Origin of the sequence: Algoriphagus locisalis (assembly GCF_900116615.1) — a bacterium.
Lineage (GTDB): Bacteria > Bacteroidota > Bacteroidia > Cytophagales > Cyclobacteriaceae > Algoriphagus > Algoriphagus locisalis.
The window spans coordinates 778985-799544 of record NZ_FPBF01000002.1; the positions used below are offsets into that span (position 1 = coordinate 778985).

18 protein-coding genes are annotated in these 20560 nt (G+C 41.9%); 11 read left to right on the plus strand and 7 right to left on the minus strand.

Annotated elements, in window-relative coordinates; genetic code table 11:
- Positions 1 to 43 precede the first annotated feature (43 nt).
- The gene (locus BM386_RS08525; protein WP_091692664.1) at positions 44 to 688 is read right to left on the minus strand and encodes a transmembrane-type terpene cyclase; all 645 of its coding nucleotides are present in this window, start codon (positions 686 to 688) and stop codon (positions 44 to 46) included.
- Positions 689 to 980: 292 nt separating this feature from the next.
- Between BM386_RS08525 and BM386_RS08530 the strand changes: the two genes are divergently transcribed.
- The 9 genes from BM386_RS08530 to gldB all read left to right on the plus strand — a co-directional run bounded on the left by BM386_RS08530 (position 981) and on the right by gldB (position 9480).
- Positions 981 to 1862 (plus strand): EboA domain-containing protein, encoded by an 882-nt coding sequence (locus tag BM386_RS08530; RefSeq protein ID WP_091692665.1) that lies wholly within the window; start codon positions 981 to 983, stop codon positions 1860 to 1862.
- Positions 1863 to 2044: 182 nt separating this feature from the next.
- Positions 2045 to 2950, plus strand: coding sequence for a TatD family hydrolase (locus BM386_RS08535; protein WP_091692667.1), 906 nt, complete (start codon positions 2045 to 2047; stop codon positions 2948 to 2950).
- A 2-nt stretch (positions 2951 to 2952) separates the two neighbouring features.
- Positions 2953 to 3867, plus strand: coding sequence for a UbiA-like protein EboC (eboC, locus tag BM386_RS08540; RefSeq protein WP_091692669.1), 915 nt, complete (start codon positions 2953 to 2955; stop codon positions 3865 to 3867).
- A gap of 71 nt (positions 3868 to 3938) precedes the next feature.
- Positions 3939 to 5093, plus strand: a complete 1155-nt coding sequence (locus tag BM386_RS08545; RefSeq protein WP_170857062.1) for a 3-dehydroquinate synthase — start codon at positions 3939 to 3941, stop codon at positions 5091 to 5093.
- A 24-nt stretch (positions 5094 to 5117) separates the two neighbouring features.
- The gene (gene eboE / locus BM386_RS08550; RefSeq protein ID WP_091692670.1) at positions 5118 to 6329 is read left to right on the plus strand and encodes a metabolite traffic protein EboE; all 1212 of its coding nucleotides are present in this window, start codon (positions 5118 to 5120) and stop codon (positions 6327 to 6329) included.
- A gap of 1 nt (position 6330) precedes the next feature.
- The gene (locus BM386_RS08555; RefSeq protein ID WP_091692672.1) at positions 6331 to 7707 is read left to right on the plus strand and encodes an alkaline phosphatase family protein; all 1377 of its coding nucleotides are present in this window, start codon (positions 6331 to 6333) and stop codon (positions 7705 to 7707) included.
- A gap of 147 nt (positions 7708 to 7854) precedes the next feature.
- Positions 7855 to 8109 (plus strand): hypothetical protein, encoded by a 255-nt coding sequence (locus BM386_RS08560; protein WP_139235874.1) that lies wholly within the window; start codon positions 7855 to 7857, stop codon positions 8107 to 8109.
- Positions 8094 to 8384: a type II toxin-antitoxin system RelE/ParE family toxin gene (locus tag BM386_RS08565; RefSeq protein ID WP_091692675.1), complete on the plus strand. Its 291-nt coding sequence runs from the start codon at positions 8094 to 8096 to the stop codon at positions 8382 to 8384. The genes BM386_RS08560 and BM386_RS08565 overlap by 16 nt, the downstream gene beginning before the upstream one ends.
- Positions 8385 to 8466: 82 nt before the next feature.
- Positions 8467 to 9480 (plus strand): gliding motility lipoprotein GldB, encoded by a 1014-nt coding sequence (gldB, locus tag BM386_RS08570; protein ID WP_091692676.1) that lies wholly within the window; start codon positions 8467 to 8469, stop codon positions 9478 to 9480.
- Positions 9481 to 9619: 139 nt separating this feature from the next.
- On the opposite strand, the gene BM386_RS08575 is transcribed toward gldB, so the two are convergent.
- The 4 genes from BM386_RS08575 to nth form a co-directional block, all read right to left on the minus strand.
- Positions 9620 to 10567, minus strand: coding sequence for a fasciclin domain-containing protein (locus tag BM386_RS08575; protein WP_244545480.1), 948 nt, complete (start codon positions 10565 to 10567; stop codon positions 9620 to 9622).
- Positions 10568 to 10795: 228 nt separating this feature from the next.
- Positions 10796 to 12019, minus strand: a complete 1224-nt coding sequence (locus BM386_RS08580) for a glycosyltransferase family 4 protein (RefSeq protein WP_091692903.1) — start codon at positions 12017 to 12019, stop codon at positions 10796 to 10798.
- Positions 12016 to 13791 carry an asparagine synthase (glutamine-hydrolyzing) gene (gene asnB / locus BM386_RS08585; RefSeq protein ID WP_091692680.1) on the minus strand — a complete coding sequence of 592 codons (1776 nt, stop codon included), beginning with the start codon at positions 13789 to 13791 and terminating at the stop codon, positions 12016 to 12018. Before asnB ends, BM386_RS08580 begins: the two co-directional genes overlap by 4 nt.
- Positions 13791 to 14462, minus strand: coding sequence for an endonuclease III (nth, locus tag BM386_RS08590; RefSeq protein WP_091692682.1), 672 nt, complete (start codon positions 14460 to 14462; stop codon positions 13791 to 13793). Before nth ends, asnB begins: the two co-directional genes overlap by 1 nt.
- Before the next feature lie 329 nt (positions 14463 to 14791).
- Between nth and BM386_RS08595 the strand changes: the two genes are divergently transcribed.
- Both BM386_RS08595 and BM386_RS08600 read left to right on the plus strand, forming a co-directional pair.
- Positions 14792 to 15904: a DmpA family aminopeptidase gene (locus BM386_RS08595; RefSeq protein WP_091692683.1), complete on the plus strand. Its 1113-nt coding sequence runs from the start codon at positions 14792 to 14794 to the stop codon at positions 15902 to 15904.
- Between the two features lie 9 nt (positions 15905 to 15913).
- Positions 15914 to 17911: a heavy metal translocating P-type ATPase gene (locus tag BM386_RS08600; RefSeq protein WP_091692685.1), complete on the plus strand. Its 1998-nt coding sequence runs from the start codon at positions 15914 to 15916 to the stop codon at positions 17909 to 17911.
- Positions 17912 to 17971: 60 nt separating this feature from the next.
- Here BM386_RS08600 and BM386_RS08605 read toward each other — a convergent pair whose 3' ends face one another.
- Both BM386_RS08605 and BM386_RS08610 read right to left on the minus strand, forming a co-directional pair.
- Entirely contained in the window at positions 17972 to 19372 is a 1401-nt protein-coding gene (locus BM386_RS08605) for a TolC family protein (RefSeq protein WP_091692687.1), read from the minus strand.
- A gap of 3 nt (positions 19373 to 19375) precedes the next feature.
- Positions 19376 to 20557, minus strand: a complete 1182-nt coding sequence (locus tag BM386_RS08610) for an HlyD family secretion protein (RefSeq protein WP_091692688.1) — start codon at positions 20555 to 20557, stop codon at positions 19376 to 19378.
- Positions 20558 to 20560 lie beyond the last annotated feature (3 nt).

The following is a 20560-nucleotide window of genomic DNA, read 5'->3' on the forward strand; positions in this document are numbered from 1 at the left end:
TGGTCTGTGGTGACACAGACCAGGACTAAGTAAAGTTAATGTTTCACCTTGCTTCCTTCAGACGCATCATCCTTTTGGCCACCAAATAAATGTAAGTCACATCTAATATAAAAATCACCGAACCTATGTACAAAACAGGCTCGTGAACTCCTCCTCCTGTCTTTGAGCCAAGGATCCCAAACATGATGGTCAGAGGGAGCGTCCCTATAAATTTTGCAATCGCCAGAATCAAGGATTGCCCCTGCAAACCAGGTCTTCGATAATACATGCGGATAAACAGGATGGACATCAAAATACACTGAAGAAATCCCATATAAAGGGCTCCAAGGACTATTCCAACCCATTGGAAAACAAAATGCTGCAAGATCAGGCAACCTATTAGGTACAGAATTGCCTGAAGGTAAAAAGTACGTTTGCTGGTAGTTACTTCTTTTGGCCCATAGGTAAAGTACGTGTACAAAATCCCGCAGTCCAGCAACAGCCAGAAGGCATTGAAATAGGTAGAGACATGTGTGCCAAACTCAAAGTAGCCTGGGAGAGTATAGTAGAGTTCCCAAGTAAAATTAAGACCTAGTGCTATAAAGGGAATTCCATAGGACTTATCCCTATGGCCAAGCCTCAATGCTTCTATATAGGTCATGATCCAGCCTAATCCACAGATGGAAAGCAGGATGGTATTAGTAGTCATAAAGAATTTAAAATCAACAAAATGAAACTCATTTCTAATTGAAATTGAGGATGAATACCTGCGGAAAAATGCCCTGTTCTACTTCTAAAGGGGCAAATCTCTTTTCAAAAGGCCTAGCAAGTTACAGAAAAACAGAATAATTGACCGACGAATTTATAAGAAAGTGATTTTTGTCAGGTAGGGCACTTTTTCCTACCGCTGAGCACTTTGTAACTGGATATTCTGCTAGATTTCAGCGTATTTTATGAAAACAAAGTAAAGTTGACGCTAAGCCCTAAACGGCATCTCGATCATGAAAAATCAATTGACAAGCTTTCTCACCCAATTGCTTGAAAAATCATCTAATCAAAAAGGACTGGATTGGCTGGAGAAACAGGTAGAAAAAATTGCCTTTAACCGCACTCCTTCAACGTTTTTCCTAGCTTTCAGCCAAGCTTCCAGATTCTTCAAAAAAGATAAACTCACGATTTCAGCTGATTCGAAAGAGCAGGCAAATGAACTGGTAGTAGGCTTTCAACCCGAACATTGGGATGAATTGCAGACTGCACGTACGGTGTTGATGCTCAGTTATCCACAGGAGAAAGAAGCATGGTTTGTTGCAATGAATCAGCTTTTTGAAACTGCAGACATGCATGAGCATCAGGCCCTTTTCGCAGCTTTGCCCCTGATGCCTTTTCAGGAGGATTTGATACCTAGAGCTATTGACGGTTTGCGAACCAATATCTCTCTTGTCTTTGATGCGATTGCGTTGAATAACCCATTTCCGGCAAAGTACTTCCCGGAAGCCAATTGGAACCAACTAGTGCTAAAAGCAATATTCATGCAGCGCCCGCTTTATAGAATACAAGGATTGGAAGCGAGAAGAAATCCAGCTTTGGCTGCGATAGCGCGTGATTTTGCACATGAACGCTGGGCTGCTGGAAGAGATGTCATGCCCGAAATTTGGAGACTGGTAGCTCCTTTTGTCAATGAAATGTATTTGGAAGATCTGAAGAAAACGTTAGCAACTGAAGATGATCTTCAAGTGAAAGCTGCGCTCTTGACACTAAGAGAATCTGCATACAATGAGGCAGCACAATTACTAGAATCTTACCCCGATCAAGTAGCTACACTTGATATGGAAGCTATTGCTTGGGAAAGCATCGGCTCGGAGTTTCAGCAAACTCGGGTATAATCACTAATTTTACATTCTCGTATTAGACAAATAGGTATATCCTCTTTCTGCCAATTTGGAATTAAAAGCGATAGAGGAGAAAGTCAAAAACTAGCACTGAGGCCGCTTCGGTCTTCCAACCAAAAACATTAGAAAATTATTGCTCTTGGCATTATTGCGCATTTTCACAAAATTTAAAATCCATGTATATAGATCCTCATATTCACGTCGTATCTCGCACAACTGATGACTATGAAGCCATGCAAAAAGCTGGAATTGTAGCTGTCATCGAACCAGCATTTTGGCTAGGACAGCCAAGAACGGAAGTAGGGAGTTTCAAAGATTACTTCAGTACGCTGGTAGGTTGGGAGCGTTTTCGCGCCAGCCAATTCGGAATAGTACATTACTGCACGATGGGTTTGAATTCTAAAGAAGCTAACAACGAGCCTTTGGCGGAACAGGTGATGGAACTTTTGCCATTATATGTGGGCAAAGAAGGTGTGGTCGCAATCGGTGAAATCGGCTATGATGATCAGACCGAAGCTGAGGATAAATTCTACAGGCTTCAGTTAGAGCTGGCCAAAGAAGTAGATCTACCGGTACTTATCCACACGCCTCACCGAGATAAAAGAAAAGGAACGATTCGTAGTATGGATGTGTCGGAAGAGCACGGCTTGGACCCGAAAATGGTAATCGTAGATCATAACAATGAGGAGACCGTAAAGGAAGTCCTTGACCGTGGATACTATGCAGGATTCACTATTTATCCACATACCAAAATGGGTTCTGAACGTATGGTAGAAATCGTGAAGCATTATGGACCAGAGCGAATAATCGTCAATTCCGCTGCGGATTGGGGGATTTCAGATCCTTTGGCTGTGCCAAAAACAGCTGACCTAATGCGCAAATCAGGAATTAATGAAGAGCATATTAAGCTTGTCACTTACCAAAATGCTTTGACTGCTTTTGGCCAAAGTGGACAAATGGATGAGCAGGATTGGTTGAATGCAGCTCCTTTGGACCAAACCAAAAAGATGAGCGGTAATTCAGTTCTTCGTGGTGGACAAACACCAAGAGTAGAAGGTTCTTCAGATTTTGTAGAGAATTAAATATGGGATCATCCCGCATTTTTGCTTACCTCCAACTCACCCGCCCTGCCAATGTAGTCACTGCCATTGCCGATATCTGGGCAGGATTTGCAGTTGCCGGAGCATGGGCTTTGATAGCAGCAGATTGGGGATCTGGAAGCAATGAGTTTCTGATAAATTTAGCTTGGCTTTCATTGAGTACAATTGGATTGTATGCTGGTGGAGTTGCTTTCAATGACGTCTTTGATGCTGAATTAGATGCTGTGGAAAGGCCAGAAAGACCCATTCCAAGCGGAAAAGTGTCCATATCTTCAGCGGCTTGGATGTCTTTTTTATTACTTGTAGTTGGAGTAATAGCAGCAGCACAGGTGAATTTTATTTCCGCAGGAATAGCATTGGCCGTCGCTGCGCTTGCCGTTTTATACGATTACTGGGGGAAGCATCAGCATCTTTTCGGGCCTATCAATATGGGACTTTGCCGAACGGGAAATTTACTCTTGGGGGTTAGCGTAGTTCCAGAAATTTTAGCTTCTTTTTGGCCATTGGGATTTCTTCCTTTAATCTTTGTAGCAGCCATTACCATGATCAGTCGCGGAGAAGTGCATGGCAAAAATAGAAGTGCGCTTTACGGAGGATTATCCATGTATGTGATCGTGATAGTTGCAATAGCCGCAATGCCCTTTCTACATAACACTGCTGCATGGCAAGTGCTACCATTCTTAGCTTTGCTTTCTTACATGATTTTCCCGCCTTTGATCAAAGCTATTCGCAGCCAAAATCCAAAACTCATAGGCAAATCAGTAAAAGCTGCCGTTATTTCCTTAATTATTGTAAATGCTTCCATTGCCTCATCTTTCGCAGGATGGAAGATTGGAATATTTGTGCTAATGTTGTTGCCAATTTCCCTTTGGCTAGCCAAGAAATTTGCTGTCACCTAACACCAAGAACTAAAAGGAGCTCGGAATTGTATTTATTCCAGCAAGCAACTTAAGCCCGTACCCTGTTGATTATGAATACGATTATTGAACAATCATTTTCAGTACCCTTCCAATATAAAGTCTGTTTTTCAGAAGAAATTTTTTCTCCTGAGAATAAATTATTTGTAGATATTCTTTCGAAAGAAAGAAAGTCCAAAGTCCTATTCGTAGTGGACAAAGGGGTTGCCGAAGCTCACCCAAAATTGCTCAGCCAACTAAAAACCTATTCAGATGTCCATTCAAAGTCATTTACTATTGCATCTGATCCTATTGTCGTAGTAGGCGGAGAAGCTTCTAAAAATGACGAGGCTATCTACGAAGAAATTGTTGAGGCAACCCATTTGTATGGAATTGACAGACATTCTTATATCGCGGTAATCGGCGGCGGAGCGGTTATTGATATGGTCGGGTTTGCAGCAGCAATTTCCCACCGAGGCATTCGCCTGATAAGAATACCAACTACAGTTCTTTCCCAAAATGACTCAGCAGTCGGCGTGAAAAACTCGGTGAACCTTTTCGGCAAAAAGAATTACCTAGGGACATTTACTCCGCCTTATGCAGTTCTGAATGACTTCAATTTCCTCAAAACCCTAGACGATAGAGATTGGAGATCCGGAATTTCCGAAGCTATAAAAGTAGCTTTAATCAAAGATTTGAGCTTTTTCACTTGGATTGAGGATAATTCCCCGGCTTTGGCTGCAAGAGAAATGGCTCCAATGCAGGAGTTGATTATCCGATGCGCTCAGATGCACTTGGATCATATTTCTGGAAAGGACCCCTTTGAATTTGGCTCCTCACGCCCATTGGATTTTGGACATTGGGCTGCGCATAAACTTGAGCATTTAAGTGATTTTAGAATTCGTCATGGTGAAGCCGTGGCAATTGGAATTGCCTTGGACTCTACTTATTCTCACTTGAAAGGATGGATTTCAGAAGACGATCTATCCAGGATTATAGCTGTATTTAAGACCTTGGGCTTTGAGCTTTTTGCTCCAGAATTAGCTGGAGATCATCTCATCAAAGGATTAAAGGAATTTCAGGAGCATTTGGGAGGACAACTTACTATCATGCTTTTAAAAGCTTTGGGCAAGGGCGAGGAAGTTCATAAAATGGATCATGAGCTAATCCATCAGGCTATCGATTTACTCAAAAGTTACAACCAAAAACAAAAATTGGTCACCAATTAATTCAGCACAAAATCATCTTTATTCATGGAAATCAAAGGGTTTCACCTCAGTTACTGCAGCAATATTCACCCAGGAGAAAGCTGGAAGGCCACTTTTGAAAACCTGAAAAAATATATCCCTGAAATAAAGGAGCGATTGGAGGTTGATAAGCCTTTCGGCATTGGGTTGAGACTTTCTCACGAAGCTAGTCTCCTACTTGAAAAACCGGAGCAACTGGCAGAATTTAAAAAATGGCTGGAATCTGAAAACGCCTATGTTTTCACTCTGAATGGCTTTCCGTACGGAGATTTTCACAGAACTACCGTAAAGGATCAGGTTCATTTTCCAGATTGGACCACCAAAGACAGACGAGATTATACGATCAGATCTTTTAAGATTTTAGCAGAGCTGTTGCCAGAGGGAATGGACGGTGGTATCTCCACTTCCCCTATTTCTTATAGACATTGGTTCAAAAGTGAAACTGAACTGAATGCCGGAATGGAGGTGGCAACGAAACACTTACTAGAGGTTGTAGCAGAGTTAGCTGAAATCAAAAAGCAAACTGGAAAGTCTCTTCACTTGGATATTGAGCCAGAGCCGGACGGGATCTTAGAGAATTCCGATGAGATGCTTTGGCTATTTTCAGATTGGTTGCTGCCAATTGGAAAACCATGGCTTGCAGAGAAATTAGACATTTCAGAAGAACAAGCTGAGGAAGTTTTGAAGGAACACATTCAAGTTTGCTATGATGTTTGCCACTTCGCGATTGTCTATGAAAAGCCGGCAGACACTTTTACCAAATTTGAAAAGGCTGGAATTAAAATTGGTAAAATTCAAATTTCTGCTGCCTTGAGAGTGCTCATCCCACATGAGCCAGCAGCTAGAGATTTACTTAAGGTGAACCTCCTTCCTTTTGAGGAATCGACCTACCTGCATCAAGTTGTTGCTAAAAGGAAAGACGGAACGTTGAATTCTTACTCTGACTTACCAGAAGCACTTAAAATATTAGACCAAACTGAGGAAGAAGAATGGAGAATTCATTTCCATGTACCCGTCTTTTTAGATAATTATGGGGCTCTAGCCTCTACACAGGATCAAATTTCAATTGTACTCAATGAAATTTTAAAAAATCCTTCTTTGACAAATCACTTGGAGGTAGAAACTTATACTTGGGAAGTTTTGCCAGAAGATACACGCCTAAGCCTAGGCGAATCCATCTCAAGAGAGTTGGCTTGGGTGATCGAAAAATTAAATTAAAATGAAAAAGACAGTCGTCTTAGATATAGTAGCACTTTCGCCTAGAGTAATTGGAGAGCATACACCATTTTTGAAAAAGTGGATAGAAAAAGGCAAGCGTGCAGTGGTAGAACCTGTTTTGCCTGCGGTGACTTGCTCCGCGCAGTCCGTTTACCTCACTGGCAAAATGCCAAATGAGAATGGGATTGTTGGAAATGGCTGGTATTTCCAAGACGAGTGCGAAATCAAGTTTTGGAGACAGTCCAACAAATTGGTACAATCGCCAAAGATCTGGGAAACTCTAAAGAAAGAGAATCCTGATTTCACTGTAGCCAATATGTTCTGGTGGTACAACATGTACTCCAGTGTTGACTTTGCTGTGACTCCACGACCTCTTTATTTGGCAGATGGACGCAAAGAACCTGATTGCCATAGCCAGCCCATGGAATTACGGGATAGACTTCAGAAAGAATTAGGACAATTTCCCCTTTTCTCTTTTTGGGGACCAAACGCGAACATAGAATCTAGTAAATGGATTGCAGAAGCTTCCAAGAAGGTGGACGAGTGGCACTATCCAACATTGAACCTAATCTACATCCCGCATTTGGATTACTCACTTCAGAAATATGGGATTGATTTTGACAAAATCGGAAAGTACCTGAAAGAAGTAGATGAGCTTGCAGAGGATCTTATCTCCTACTTTGAAAACCAAGGAACTCAAGTGATTTTGCTGTCAGAGTACGCGATCACCACGGTGACTAAACCAGTTCATTTGAATAGAATTTTCAGAAATCAAGGTTGGATTCAGGTTAAAGATGAGCGGGGGTTAGAGACATTAGATGCAGGAACCTCTAAAGTCTTTGCCGTGGCGGATCACCAAGTAGCTCATGTCCATGTGAATGATCTAAGCTTATTGCCTCAGGTGAAAAAGCTACTGGAAGAAACTCCCGGGGTAGAATTGGTTCTGGATGAAGAAGGTAAAAAGAAGCATCATCTCGATCATGAGCGTTCTGGAGATTTGGTGGTGATGGCAGATAAGGAATCTTGGTTTACTTATTATTTCTGGCTGGATGATGCAAAAGCTCCGGATTACGCCCGTTGCGTAGATATCCACAAAAAGCCAGGTTACGATCCAGTAGAGCTGATTTTGAATCCAGAAATCAAAATTCCTATGCTTACTGTAGGCTCAAAAGTGTTGAAGAAAAAACTAGGCTTCCGGTACTTGATGGACGTCATTCCGTTGGATGCAACTTTGGTAAAAGGTGCTCACGGACGATTGAGTGAAGATGATTCTGATAAGCCTCTCCTGGTTTCCCAGGACAAAAGTTTACTTAATTCAGAAGCCATTCAACCTACTGATGTGTATGATTTGATCCTGAAAGCTGTTAGGGGGAAATAATTTGAGATTAGAGGTACGAAATTTGAGATTTTCAAAAATTTGGGATTTGAGCTTATCTTTTTCAGAGATAATTTAAGGTTCCGGAATTTATTTATTGCAGAGTTGGCAGTGAAAGCAATCAATTCATTTTCATATATTTAGTTTCTAATGAACACTAGTATGACAACCGTTAAAGAAGAGTTTCATAAGCTAATTGAAGAAATAGAAGATGAGAATCTAATTGCCTCGTACTTTGAGTTATTTCTTCATTTGACCAAGAAGAAAGATGGGAGTTTGATGCAAGGACTAACTAACCATGAAAAATCAGAACTTTTACTTAGCTATATTGAAAGTCATAATAACGACAATTTGGTTAAACACGAGCAGCTCTATAATGAATACTCCAAATGGCTCGAGAAATAGTATGGACGAAAAGAGCAAGTAATAGCTTTAGAAGAATTACTAATTATCTAGAGTATGAATTTGGGGAAAAGACAACTAGAAATTTTATTTTAAGAACTTTCAATGTAATAGACCTTCTCAAGGCCAACCCTGAAATGGGGACGATTGAAAGCTTTGAATTAGGAATTTTTGGCTTTTTGATCACCAAGCATAATCGCCTCTTTTATAGATTTAGCCAATTAGAACTAATTCTTTTAAACTTTTTTGACACTAGATCTCAGCGCCCAAAATTTTAGGTTTAATTCCCAAATATATGAATGCAGGACTTCGTTGAGCCTGTTACCATTCCAATTCTTATTTTTGAAAAAAAAATCATTCATGCGCATTTCCGGTTCCCGATACTTATACTTTTCTTTTCTACTGATTTTAGCTTTCGCCTGCGGCAAAAAGGAAGAAAGCTGTGAGCTTTCCTCAGCTATTTTAGATCAAGACCTAACAGTCAACATCACACGATTGGAACAGGATTTTTTTAATGCAAAATCTGCTGATGACTTTAAGTTTCTATTTGAGGAACATCCTGAATTCACCAAGGAATACTTGCAAATGGACCTTTATCCTAGCCCTGATACCTTAGCCTCGGAACTTTTGGCGATTCATCAAGACTCATCTATGCGAGTTCTGTATGACTCAGTGCAAGCAGTATTCAGTGATTTTTCTGATGTGGAACAGGATCTAGAAAATGCCTTCAAAGCAATCAAATATTACTTTCCTCAATTTCAGATTCCAAAGGTTTACACCTTCACTTCTGGTTTCAATTCCGACTTGATTGTGACAGATGATGTGATTGTGATTGGACTAGATTATTTCTTGCCTCCTTCCCATACTTTCCAGCCCGAACTACCACGCTACATGGCTGAGCGCTACGATCGCCCGTACATAGTCCCAATGATCGTGATGGCTATCTCGGCTCGTTTTAACGTAACTAATCCACAGGATAATAGATTGCTTGCTGAGATGATTTATTATGGGAAAACCTATCACTTCACCAAGGCAATCATGCCCTGCACTTCAGATCAATACATCATCGGATACACGCCTGAGGCTATTTCTGAGAGTTTTGACAATGAAGAATTTATATGGTCCCACTTCGTGGAAAATGAATTGTTGTACGAAACAAATCCCTTTGAGATCAGAAAATACATAGGGGAAGCGCCATTTACCGATGCCATTAGTACCAAAGCGCCAGGAAGATTGGGAAGGTGGTTGGGCTGGAATATTGTGGATGATTACCAATTCAATCAGGATGTGCCTTTGGACGTATTGATGGCGGAACCTGATGCCGAGAAAATTTTTAGAGAATCGGGTTATAGACCTAGAAAAGCAAACAATTAAGTTCCTGATTAGCAAGTATCAGGGATTAAACTAAAATAAACCTGTGATTTTTCTACGAAAGTCTTCAGGATCAAGAATTAGGCTTAAAAAAAGCGAGCCTAGATACCCAGACTCGCTTTCCCACTTCAACCAATCTAATTTATTCTGGCAATATCACTTGATCAATCACGTGAATTACTCCATTAGTCGCATGTATATTTAACATACTTGGAACAAGGCTGCTTTCATTGATCGTAAGTCCAGGAAGATCCACAGTCAGATTTTGACCTTCCAATAATGTAGGAAGCTCTGCTCCATCTCTTAGATCCTGAGAAAAAGCTCTAGCTGGTACGACATGATAAGTAAGCACATCAGTCAAAAGATCAATATCAATTTCATCAACCCCACTTACGCCTAAGGCATCGTACAGATCTTGGAAAGCTGCATCAGTAGGGGCAAAAACTGTCAAATTATCATCCATTCCACCACTCACTGCATCTACTAAACCAGCTCGTGTAAGTGCTGCTACCAATTGGGTAAATTCCGGTGTAGCAGCGGTAGTACTTGCCACTGCAATTTCAGCGATACTTTGCGTAGGAGCTGTGATTACATAATCCAGCGTATGGATCACTCCGTTGCTAGCCATCTCATCTACAGCTGTAATCATAGTATTACCGTTAATCCAAATACCTCCATCTGGATCCACGCTCACGTAAAACATATCACCTGTCAAACTTGTCACTGGCCCGGCCTCAACATCTGCTGAAGTTACATTTCCGGATACAACATGATAGCTTAATATATCTGCCAAATCTGCACTACTTAACAATGCATCAGCTGTTAGGCCATTATCAGAAATAAAATCTCCAAAAGCAGCGTCTGTAGGGGCGAAAACTGTAAAAGGACCTGTTCCGCTCAAATCATCATCCAATCCGGCGGTTATTACCGCAGATTCCAAAATAGAAAAATTTGGATTTTCTACTACTACATCAACGATATCATCTGGTTCGGGAACCATATCGTCGTCGTCATCATCGCACGAAGAGAATGCCATCGTGCCTACTACTGCAAGTGAAAGCGATAAATATCGCCATACTTTAATTTTCATTGAATTCATGTTAGTTGGTTTTTGGTTAAGAATTAAGTTGGACTAATGGAACCAACTAACCTCCAAATGGTTTTGAAAAATTTGATTTTTTTTTAAATAAAGCAGCATTTAGCATGTTATCTATAAGGTTATTACCTGTAAAAAACGGGCAAGGTGTGAATTTAAAATAGGAAAAAACAAGAAGTTCTGACTGGATTTGTCAAGCAAAAAAACTGGCTAAAAAGCTGTTTATGCCATCAAAATGTCTTTCCTGCCTACAGAATTTGGCGGGGAATTCTTTGGACCAATTGCATGATTTAATCGGGAAATCGCAAGCTCTTTGCTGAAATATTGCTCCGCCAACTTCCGTGAGTTATTTCCCATTTTTTCCAGTTGATGCGGAGCACTTTCTATTTCTTCTAGCTTCGCAAAAGCTGAATTTACCTTCGATGGCAAACAGGAAATTCCGAGTTGATGAGTCTTCACCAGATCATAAACCCATCCTTTGTGATTGACCAAAATAGCTTTCCCGGCTGCCAAAGCATCAAAAAATTTATTCGGACTGTTGGTTTTCAAAACAGGCAAATGAGCAAAAGATATCCAGGAAAAATCCGCCAGACCCAGCACTTCATTTACTTTATCTTTCGACCCAAAGGGCAAAAAACGGACATTCGAGAGTAACTTTTCGCTAGCAAAATCCTGAAGTTTTGACTTGTAGCTTCCTTCTCCCATAATGAGAAATTGCCAATTTTTACCTCGGATTTTGGCCAATTCCGCAAGCGTCAACAGTTCATCCACCGCATTTACTTTACCCAAAGCTCCTGTATAGGCAATGGTCAAGGAGTTTTGCAATCCATATTTTTGAAGGGAAAATTGGCTTTTCTCCATAGGGAAAAACCTATCCAAATCTGAGAAATTTGGAATTAAATGAATTTTCTGGTTTGGAGTGACCTTCCTCAGGTGATCTGCGATTCCTGGAGAAAGTGCCACCAAACCCATAGCACGTTGGTAAATCTTTCTCTCCAGCCCTTTCAAACTACTTTTCAACACCGGATTCTTAATCGCTCCAACTTCTATCGGTGCCTGTGGCCAGAGATCCCGAACTTCAAAAATATAAGGAATAGCCAAGCTCTTTTTCGCCCATAGCCCAATCAAACCGGTAGTAAGCGGCGTAGAAGTGACATACAGTAAATCAGGTCTGGGAAGTTTTTTGATGAGTTTTTTGGCTTGACGGACATAGTTTAGAAAGGCCCAAGACCTTTTTAAAAATCCAAATTTCTGATCGTAAGCCACAGGCAAGTAATGCACTTTGATCCCATCTATCCAGCGCTGATCGTAGCCGTTTATTGAGCCGCCAGTGATCATTTCCACTTCATGCCCGGCATCCACCAATCCCTTCGCCAAGTGATAAGAGCGCACGGCTCCACCTTCGGTCGGGGTTTTGAAATATTGATGAATGTAGATTATCCTCATAGCTTCTGCAATTTCACCCATTCTGCGAGAAGAAATAGATTGTAGAGGGTTAAAAAATGATGTTTTGTGCCAAGTTCAGGCTTAGCCGCTAGCCTTCTCATTTCCGCTGGAAAAAACTCTCCATGCGTTTTTTCAAATATTTTAATAGAGGAGAATATTCGTTTTGCAAACTCACCGTTCTCAGCAAACCATTCTTGAAGTGGCAACCCAAAGCCCATCTTCTTCCGCTCAGAAATCCATGATAAATCAAGCTCATTCAGAAATTTTCGAATCCAAGGCTTTCCTTTTAGTAACTTTTCATCTTTTACACTTCTCCATAAATCCAGCATGCAAGCATCCAGGTAAGGCGATCTTCCCTCGATGCTGTGAGCCATCAATGCATTATCCTGAATCTTCAGCACGTCCTGAACTAAATAAACCTGTCGGTCAAAATCCAGCATTTGTTGGTATTCAGGGAGATTTTTGTCAAAAATTCTCTCGTAATCCTGCGCCAGGTCAGCGGGCACGTTATCCAATCCCGAGAAATTGAGAAAGGTGTTTTGAGGGGTTGGATCAATTGCCGAAATGAACTTTTGGTAACTTCTACCCAGAGGTAATTTCCCAAAAATCCCTTGAAATCTTAGCAGTAAATCCTTTCTCTTCTGATAAATATCAAAAGCCTTATGCCGCTGATATCCTCCCCATAGCTCATCGGCTCCAGCTCCTGAGACCAGCACTTTCACTGATTTCTTCGCCTCCTTTCCTATCATCCAATTCAGGAAACCTGCCGAATCTCCGATTGGCTGATCCACACTTTCCAGATACTCTTCCCAATTTTCCCAAAAGGCCTTTTGATCGATTTCCACCAGCTGATGATGTGAGGGGAATTGCTTTGCAAATCGAATAGCAGCGTCTCCATCAGCATACTTCTTTCTACATTTTTGCTCCAATTGGATTGTATATGAAGGTAATGGCTTGCCAGATTCCTTGTACCAAAGAGCATAAAGCAGTGAGCTATCAGCTCCTCCACTGAGTTGAATCCCTACTGGCACATCCGCGTGAAACTGTCTTAGGATGGTTTCACTCAAAGAATCTTTGAAATCAGCAAAAGTTGGTTCTGTTTGAGACTTTATTTGGTTTGAAATAGTATCCCATCTAAAGGCAGAATGATTCAAAATCTTTGTGAACCTCGCAGGCTTCCATTCATGGATTCCTTTATAAAACGTATTCCCCAACATAGGAGCTCTGCAATAGTAAAAAGCTTCAAACTGTCTGACTTCCAATTGCGATGATTTTAGCTTTTGAATACTTCGACATTCAGAGGAAATGATCAAGGCGTCTGGGCTTTGGGCATAGTAGAGTGGCTTTTCTCCATTGCTATCACGAGCTACCAGAACTGATTTTTCGATCAAATCAATGTAAATAATAGCATACATTCCTTGAAGTTTCTCTAAGCCTTTGACTCCAAAAAGTCTAAGTACATGTAAAACGACCTCAGTATCCGATTGGGTAATGAAGCAAATCCCCATTCTAAGTAGAGAGTTTCGGATCTCTTGAAAATTGTAAATTTCGCCATTCCAAATGAGTAATGAACGACCATCCGGAGCCATAAAAGGCTGATCAGCTTCTGCTCCTGTATGAATGATTTTCAGGCGATTTACTCCGATCCAAAGTCCTGGCCAAGGGCTGAAACTTCCTTGCTGATCTGGACCTCGGTGCATGCTTTGTTGAAGCATACTTTCGATTGCTTCTTCATTCGCTCCCTTACCCCAAATCAGATGAATCCCGCACATTAACCTTCAGTTTCGATCTTCGTTATTTTTCCTTGATTTTTCTCAAAATACCTACACAAATGCGTCAACGTACATTCTTCACATTTTGGCCTACGTGCCAAACACACATATCGTCCATGTAAAATCAGCCAATGATGCGCGATATGTACATACTCCTTGGGAATATGCCGGATCAGCTGCTTCTCTACGTCAAGCGGAGTTTTGGCAGTTTGGGAGACTAAGCCAAGTCTTTTTGAAACTCGAAATACGTGAGTATCCACAGCCATATTCGGTTGATTCCAAACGACTGAAGTAATTACATTCGCAGTTTTTCGACCCACTCCAGGAAGTTTGATGAGCTCTGGAACCGTCGATGGAACCTCACTTCCAAAGTCTTCCACGAGCATTTTCCCCAAGCCCAACAAATGCTTGGTCTTATTATTCGGATATGAAACGGTCTTGATGTAGGGAAATAGCTCGTCAAAATTCGAAGCTGCCAAAAACTCAGGTTCTGGGAATTTTTCGAATAAAGCGGGAGTCACCATATTGATCCGCTTATCTGTGCATTGTGCTGAAAGTACCACTGCACAGAGGAGCTGAAAGGGATTTTCATACTGAAGTTCCGTCTCGGCTACGGGCATATTTTCCCGGAAGTGATTGATGATGGCTTGGTATCTTTCTTTTTTCAGCATATTATGAGTTGGTAAATTAACCACAGGAGATCACAGAGATTTACGCAGAGAGCGCAATTATAAAGTGTTATTTTAAAATAAATTGACGCAATGCTAGTGAATTTGAGATCACATAATGGCCGGACTGCGCGAAGTCTAAATCTCAACTATACTCTGAGCGAAATGCTAATTTATAAGATGCTCGGATCAATCCCATTTTTGAAAACAAATACGTATGATAATATTCTCAAAAAGCCAGAATAAACCATAAAAAGCAGTTTTTGCAGGATTGATACCTCCTGTTATTTTTTGGTGAAGACATAAAGTTTAAATTCGGGAAACTACCGGCTATGCAACACCTCAAAACCTTATTTGTACTTTCCTTTTTTCTCACTTCTTCCGCATTTTCCCAAGAAAGGCCACGGGAAAAAGGGATCATTATTGGCGTACTTCCGACTGGATCGATCAATGCGATTACTGACGTTCCGGGAGTAAAAGTGGGGCATTTCACCAAAATCGAAGGAGACAATATCCGTACAGGAGTTACTGCGATTTTACCCCATGGTGGTAATATTTTTCAGCAAAAAGTGCCTGCAGCGATTTATGTGGGAAATGGTTTTGGAAAGCTGGCTGGCGTCACCCAAGTGCAAGAACTGGGAAATATTGAAACCCCTATTATTTTGACCAATACGCTAAGTGTGGCTGCTGGAATCGAAGGTGCTGTTCGGTATTCTTTGGGACAAAATGAAACTGCCCAATCTGTCAATGCGGTGGTGGGAGAAACGAACGATGCCTACCTGAATGACATCCGTGGAATGCATATTTCTCCTGAGGAAATTATCCAAACGATCCAGGCTGCTCAATCCGGCAAAGTCGAGGAAGGAAATGTGGGTGCTGGCACAGGAACGGTTTGCTTTGGCTGGAAAGGTGGAATAGGAACGGCTTCCCGTAAACTCCCTGAAAGTCTTGGTGGCTACACTGTCGGGATCTTAGTCCAAACCAATTTCGGAGGAAATCTGCAAATCGATGGAGTTGCCGTGGGTGAGAAAATGGGTCAATATCCATTTCGGAATGCTATGGAAAAATCAGACGGAAGCTGCATGATAGTCGTGGCTACTGATGCTCCTGTGCTAGAAAGAAATTTGGAACGAATGGCAAAACGCGCCATGATGGGTTTGGCTAAAACCGGTGGTATTGCATCCAACGGATCAGGTGATTATGTGATCGCATTTAGCACGGCAGAAGAACTTAGAATTCCCTACTCCGCTAAATCCGGAACCTTGGAAAGTGCTGAATTTGTACGAAATGATGATATGAGCTCACTTTTTATGGCAGTAATAGAAGCAACAGAAGAGGCGATTATCAATTCCTTGTTTGCCGCGGAAACTATGGAAGGAAAGGATGGACATCAGGTCAATCAATTACCAATCGATCAGGTGATGAGCCTGATGAAGGAAAATTAAACCAAAAACATGGGGAGTATTGACCAGAAAAACCAATTGGAATTAACAGACAAAGATTGCTGTGCTGTGGATGAAAAAGTCAATCATGAGGGACATTCCCATGATGATGGACATGATCATGACCATGCTGCGCCTGAAGGTGAAAGCATGCTGAAATTTTTTGCGCCAGCTCTTTTTTCATTTGTGGTGATGCTGATTGGATTGGGGTTTGATTACATTTTTCCACAGGATTGGTTCCAGGGATTGATTCGCTTTGGTTGGTATTTAATCGCCTATTTACCCGTTGGTTTTCCTGTTTTGAAAGAAGCTTGGGGCAGCATTCTGAAAGGTGACATTTTCTCTGAGTTTCTGCTGATGGGGATCGCTACGGTTGGCGCTTTTGCGATCCAGGAATATCCAGAAGGGGTTGCAGTGATGCTGTTTTATTCCGTGGGAGAGGTTTTTCAGGCCATGGCAGTCACGCGCGCAAAAACCAACATCAAGACTTTACTGGATCAGCGACCTGATGAAGTGACGATTTTGGAAGGGAATTCTACCAAAAAAATCAAAGCTTCCAGCGCAAAAATCGGGGATATCATTCAGTTAAAAGCTGGGGAAAAACTTGGTCTAGACGGAGAGCTAATTTCTGAAAAAGCTTCATTCAACACCTCTGCGTTGACCGGTGAAAGCAAGCCTGATTCCAAGCAAAAAGGCGCAATTGTCCTCGCAGGGATGGTAAATCTGAATATGGTATCGCAAGTCAAAGTGACTACAGCTTACACTGATAGTAAGCTTTCCAGAATTCTTGAATTGGTTCAAAATGCGACTGCTCAAAAGGCTCCTACGGAACTTTTCATCCGAAAATTCGCCAAAATCTACACACCAATCGTGGTCTTTCTGGCGATTGGAATTTGCTTTTTGCCCTTCCTGTTTGTGGACACTTATGAATTCAGTGATTGGCTTTATCGCGCACTGATTTTCTTGGTCATTTCTTGTCCCTGTGGCTTGGTGATCAGTATTCCGCTAGGGTATTTTGGAGGAATCGGAGCAGCGAGTAAAAACGGCATTTTGTTTAAAGGAAGTAATTTCCTGGATAGCATCGCTGAGATCAAAAATGTGGTGATGGACAAGACAGGTACAATGACTGAAGGCGTTTTCAATGTTCAGGAAGTGCATTTGGAGCCTGATTTTGAAAATTCCAGAATACTCGATTTTGCCAATGCGCTAGAAAGTAAAAGTTCCCATCCAATTGCCACAGCGATAAAAAATCATGTGGGTGAGATTGATTCCAGCATTGTCTTGGAAAATGTGGAGGAAATTTCTGGACATGGTTTGAGAGCTCAGGTTGAAGGCAAGGAATTGCTTGTAGGTAATTTCAAGCTGATGGATAGGTATTCGATTCCCCACTCCATCGATCCTTCCAACATTGTTTACACGGTGGTTGCGATAGCCTATGGTGGGAAATTTGCAGGCTTTTTGACCATTGCAGATAGTATCAAAGCAGATGCTCAGCACACCATAGCTCAACTGAAATCTATGAATGTAGGGATCACCATGCTGAGCGGTGACAAAAGCAATGTGGTCAAGTTTGTAGCCGACAAATTAGGTATTCCTAATTCTTTTGGAGACCTACTACCTGAGGATAAAGTAGAAAAAGTCAAGGAAATCAAAGCCCAAAAAGGGACAGTTGCCTTTATCGGCGATGGAGTAAATGATGCTCCTGTAGTCGCTATCTCTGATGTGGGGATTGCCATGGGGGGATTGGGAAGCGATGCTACGATTGAAACTGCTGATGTGGTGATTCAGGACGATAACCCGAGCAAAATTCCAATGGCAATTTCTATCGGGAAAAAGACCAAGCAAATCGTTTGGCAGAACATTGGATTTGCCTTTGGGATCAAAGTACTGGTCTTAATTCTGGGCGCTTTGGGGATGGCGACCATGTGGGCTGCAGTTTTCGCTGATGTAGGAGTGGCTTTGCTGGCGATTTTGAATGCGATTAGAATCCAGAGGATGAAGTTTGATTGATGGATTTATCAATGATTTGATTAATCTTTAACGTAGTGAGACAGGGTAAAGACTAACTCTTTACATATTTCCACCCAGGGCCAAATAAAGATCGATTCGTTGTGAAATCTTTTGACTACGGATCCTTAGCAGATTGATTTGTGTGGAATACAGATCCATTTGCTGGCGAATCACATCCCGCATATCTGTTTTCCCGACTTCGAATAGTTGTTGCTCCAGCTCAAAGGCCTTTTCATTACTTGCCACTGCATTCACGAGAAACTGCTCCCTTCCATCTACTGTTTCGACTGCATCTAAGGCATTTTCCACATCTCCTATCGCATTTAGCACCGTTCTGCCATAGATCTCTGCGGCTTCTTTTTGCTGGGAATTTCTGATTTCCACATTTGCCTTCAACGCTCCACCCTGGTAGATCGGTGCAAACAATTCGCCTCCTATACTTCTGATGGGATTGGAAAATTCTGGTCGTAAAGTTACCACCTGGCTAGTGATAGCCCCAAATCCTCCAGTTAAGGAAAGTCTTGGCAATCGAGCTGCCTTCGCTTCGCCCACACGATAAAATGCAGAATTAAATCGCTGCAGTGCTGCCAACACATCCGGTCGCCGTTCCAAAATCTGAAAGGGTATTCCAGCAGGAATAGCATTGGACATTTCGATCAACTCTTCATTTATCTGGATTTCTGCAGCGGGGTATCTTCCGAGAAGAATCTCCATTGCACGTAATTGATTGGCATAGGCAAGTTCAAGCTGTAGTAGACCATCTTTGAGGTTATTTAAATTCGCCTCAGATACCACCAAATCTATTTCTGTCCCGATTCCGATTTCAAATCTTTTAGTGGCAACATCTACCATCATTTCGGAGATACGTATCATCTCCTTTGCCAATTCAGTTTCCAGATGAATTTCTGTAGCCAAATAGTATGACTTCGCTAGCAGTGCTGCTAGCGATAAATGAGCAAAAGAGACTTCGCTCTCCAAAGCCAGCAAATTTGCCTCCTCAGCATTTCTGGCATTTCTTAGCTTTCCCCAGAGATCAATTTCCCAGGAAGCGGAAAGAATAGCACCGTTTAGCCCACCACCCAGATCACCACCCAGTTTGGTGTTTTGTCGGCCTAAGATTGAAAAGGCAGGTCTCAGGGCTGCTTTGGCCATTTCCACGTATCCCATAGCCTGATCGATACGAATACAACTGATTTTCAAATCGTAATTGTAAATCAATGCTTCCTGTACCAAAGAATCCAATTGAGGGTCGTTGAAATCACTTAGCCAGTTGCTCGTGATGGTGGAGTCAGCACTACTAAATGCAGTGGATTGCCAGGTGGAAGGCAGGATAAAATTGGCAAAAACCTGTTCCTGCAGCTCTTCGCTTGAGGTTGGGGCTTTTACGGCACAAGTGGTCAGCAAAACTGCAGCAGTTGCAAAAATTAGAAAAGTTTTGAGTTGTTTGGATAATGCTCGCATGGTTTAATGGAGTTTGAGTACTAGCCAATCCATTTTAGTGCCTACTCTCAGGATTACTTTTCTAACCAGATGGATGATTTTGCCACGCTCGGTATAAATTGCTCCTTGTCCTACCGCTCCAGACGCTAGAAAAAGATCCTTATCCTCTTCAGCTATCTTCAGGCGAACTGCAAATCTACCTTCGTGAAATTCTGTCTGCTGTGTATCAGGAATCATCCCGCTTGCGGTCAATTGCCCCTGGGCATTTGCCCAGACAATATGCTCCACTTCACATTTAATGATCCGGTTTGGATAGGTTTTAAGTGCGATTTCTGCCTCGTTTCCATCCTCCACATAGCGTAGTTCATTTTGGTGGAAAAGCGCGGTGACCCACTGCTCATCTTCTACAAAACTCATCACAGGCTTAATCGGAAACTGTACTGCCATAGCTCCGGGACGTAGCTGCAAATTGATGACACGTCCATCTGCCGGTGCATAAAAAGTGGTTTGGCTCAGATCCCATTCCGCCTGGGCTATTTGTGCCTTGGCTTCCTCCAATGCGGATCTGGCTTGGGCTATTTCTGAAAGTTCTCCGTCTGATGACTGAGCAGACATTTTTTGCAAAACCTGTGATTTATTCGCTTCTGCAACCGCTATTTGTCCTTGAAAATTTGCCAGATTAGTTTGTGCTTGTTCATAGTCAAATTTGGATCCAGCACCTGATTCTGCCAGTGCTTTAGTCTGTTCCAATCGTTTGATAGCCAGGTCGAGTTGGGATTGGATGACACGGATTTGGCTATTTGCGGAGGTCAGCTGAGATTCCAACTCCCTATCATAAGCACGGGCGCTGACTACTTTGGCTTCTAGCATGGGTATTTTAGCCTCCAGATTTTTGATTTTAAGTTCAAAAGGCTCAGGATTGATTTTGAATAGTACATCTCCTTTTTTCACATGTTCATTGGGCTCAACTGGGACTTCTACTACTTGCCCGGTAACTGTAGGCACGATCTCTACTGTGTAGTTCATGACACGGACATCGTGTGAGCTGGGCGCATAAATGTTCAGAAGCAAGATCAGCATAGCGATGGCTACTACGGGAATTGTAATTACAATTACCTGAGAAATAGTGTTCCAAGGCAGCAGTTTGTATTTGAAGAAAATCAGCCAGACAATCCCGCTGTATATCAGTAACAATAATATTTCCATGAC

Excerpts from the sequence above, each read along its gene's own strand:
- BM386_RS08525 (WP_091692664.1), bottom strand. The coding sequence starts at position 688 with ATGACTACTAATACCATCCTGCTTTCCATCTGTGGATTAGGCTGGATC.
- BM386_RS08530 (WP_091692665.1), top strand. The coding sequence starts at position 981 with ATGAAAAATCAATTGACAAGCTTTCTCACCCAATTGCTTGAAAAATCA.
- BM386_RS08535 (WP_091692667.1), top strand. The coding sequence starts at position 2,045 with ATGTATATAGATCCTCATATTCACGTCGTATCTCGCACAACTGATGAC.
- eboC (WP_091692669.1), top strand. The coding sequence starts at position 2,953 with ATGGGATCATCCCGCATTTTTGCTTACCTCCAACTCACCCGCCCTGCC.
- BM386_RS08545 (WP_170857062.1), top strand. The coding sequence starts at position 3,939 with ATGAATACGATTATTGAACAATCATTTTCAGTACCCTTCCAATATAAA.
- eboE (WP_091692670.1), top strand. The coding sequence starts at position 5,118 with ATGGAAATCAAAGGGTTTCACCTCAGTTACTGCAGCAATATTCACCCA.
- BM386_RS08555 (WP_091692672.1), top strand. The coding sequence starts at position 6,331 with ATGAAAAAGACAGTCGTCTTAGATATAGTAGCACTTTCGCCTAGAGTA.
- BM386_RS08560 (WP_139235874.1), top strand. The coding sequence starts at position 7,855 with ATGAACACTAGTATGACAACCGTTAAAGAAGAGTTTCATAAGCTAATT.
- BM386_RS08565 (WP_091692675.1), top strand. The coding sequence starts at position 8,094 with ATGGCTCGAGAAATAGTATGGACGAAAAGAGCAAGTAATAGCTTTAGA.
- gldB (WP_091692676.1), top strand. The coding sequence starts at position 8,467 with ATGCGCATTTCCGGTTCCCGATACTTATACTTTTCTTTTCTACTGATT.
- BM386_RS08575 (WP_244545480.1), bottom strand. The coding sequence starts at position 10,567 with ATGAAAATTAAAGTATGGCGATATTTATCGCTTTCACTTGCAGTAGTA.
- BM386_RS08580 (WP_091692903.1), bottom strand. The coding sequence starts at position 12,019 with ATGAGGATAATCTACATTCATCAATATTTCAAAACCCCGACCGAAGGT.
- asnB (WP_091692680.1), bottom strand. The coding sequence starts at position 13,791 with ATGTGCGGGATTCATCTGATTTGGGGTAAGGGAGCGAATGAAGAAGCA.
- nth (WP_091692682.1), bottom strand. The coding sequence starts at position 14,462 with ATGCTGAAAAAAGAAAGATACCAAGCCATCATCAATCACTTCCGGGAA.
- BM386_RS08595 (WP_091692683.1), top strand. The coding sequence starts at position 14,792 with ATGCAACACCTCAAAACCTTATTTGTACTTTCCTTTTTTCTCACTTCT.
- BM386_RS08600 (WP_091692685.1), top strand. The coding sequence starts at position 15,914 with ATGGGGAGTATTGACCAGAAAAACCAATTGGAATTAACAGACAAAGAT.
- BM386_RS08605 (WP_091692687.1), bottom strand. The coding sequence starts at position 19,372 with ATGCGAGCATTATCCAAACAACTCAAAACTTTTCTAATTTTTGCAACT.
- BM386_RS08610 (WP_091692688.1), bottom strand. The coding sequence starts at position 20,557 with ATGGAAATATTATTGTTACTGATATACAGCGGGATTGTCTGGCTGATT.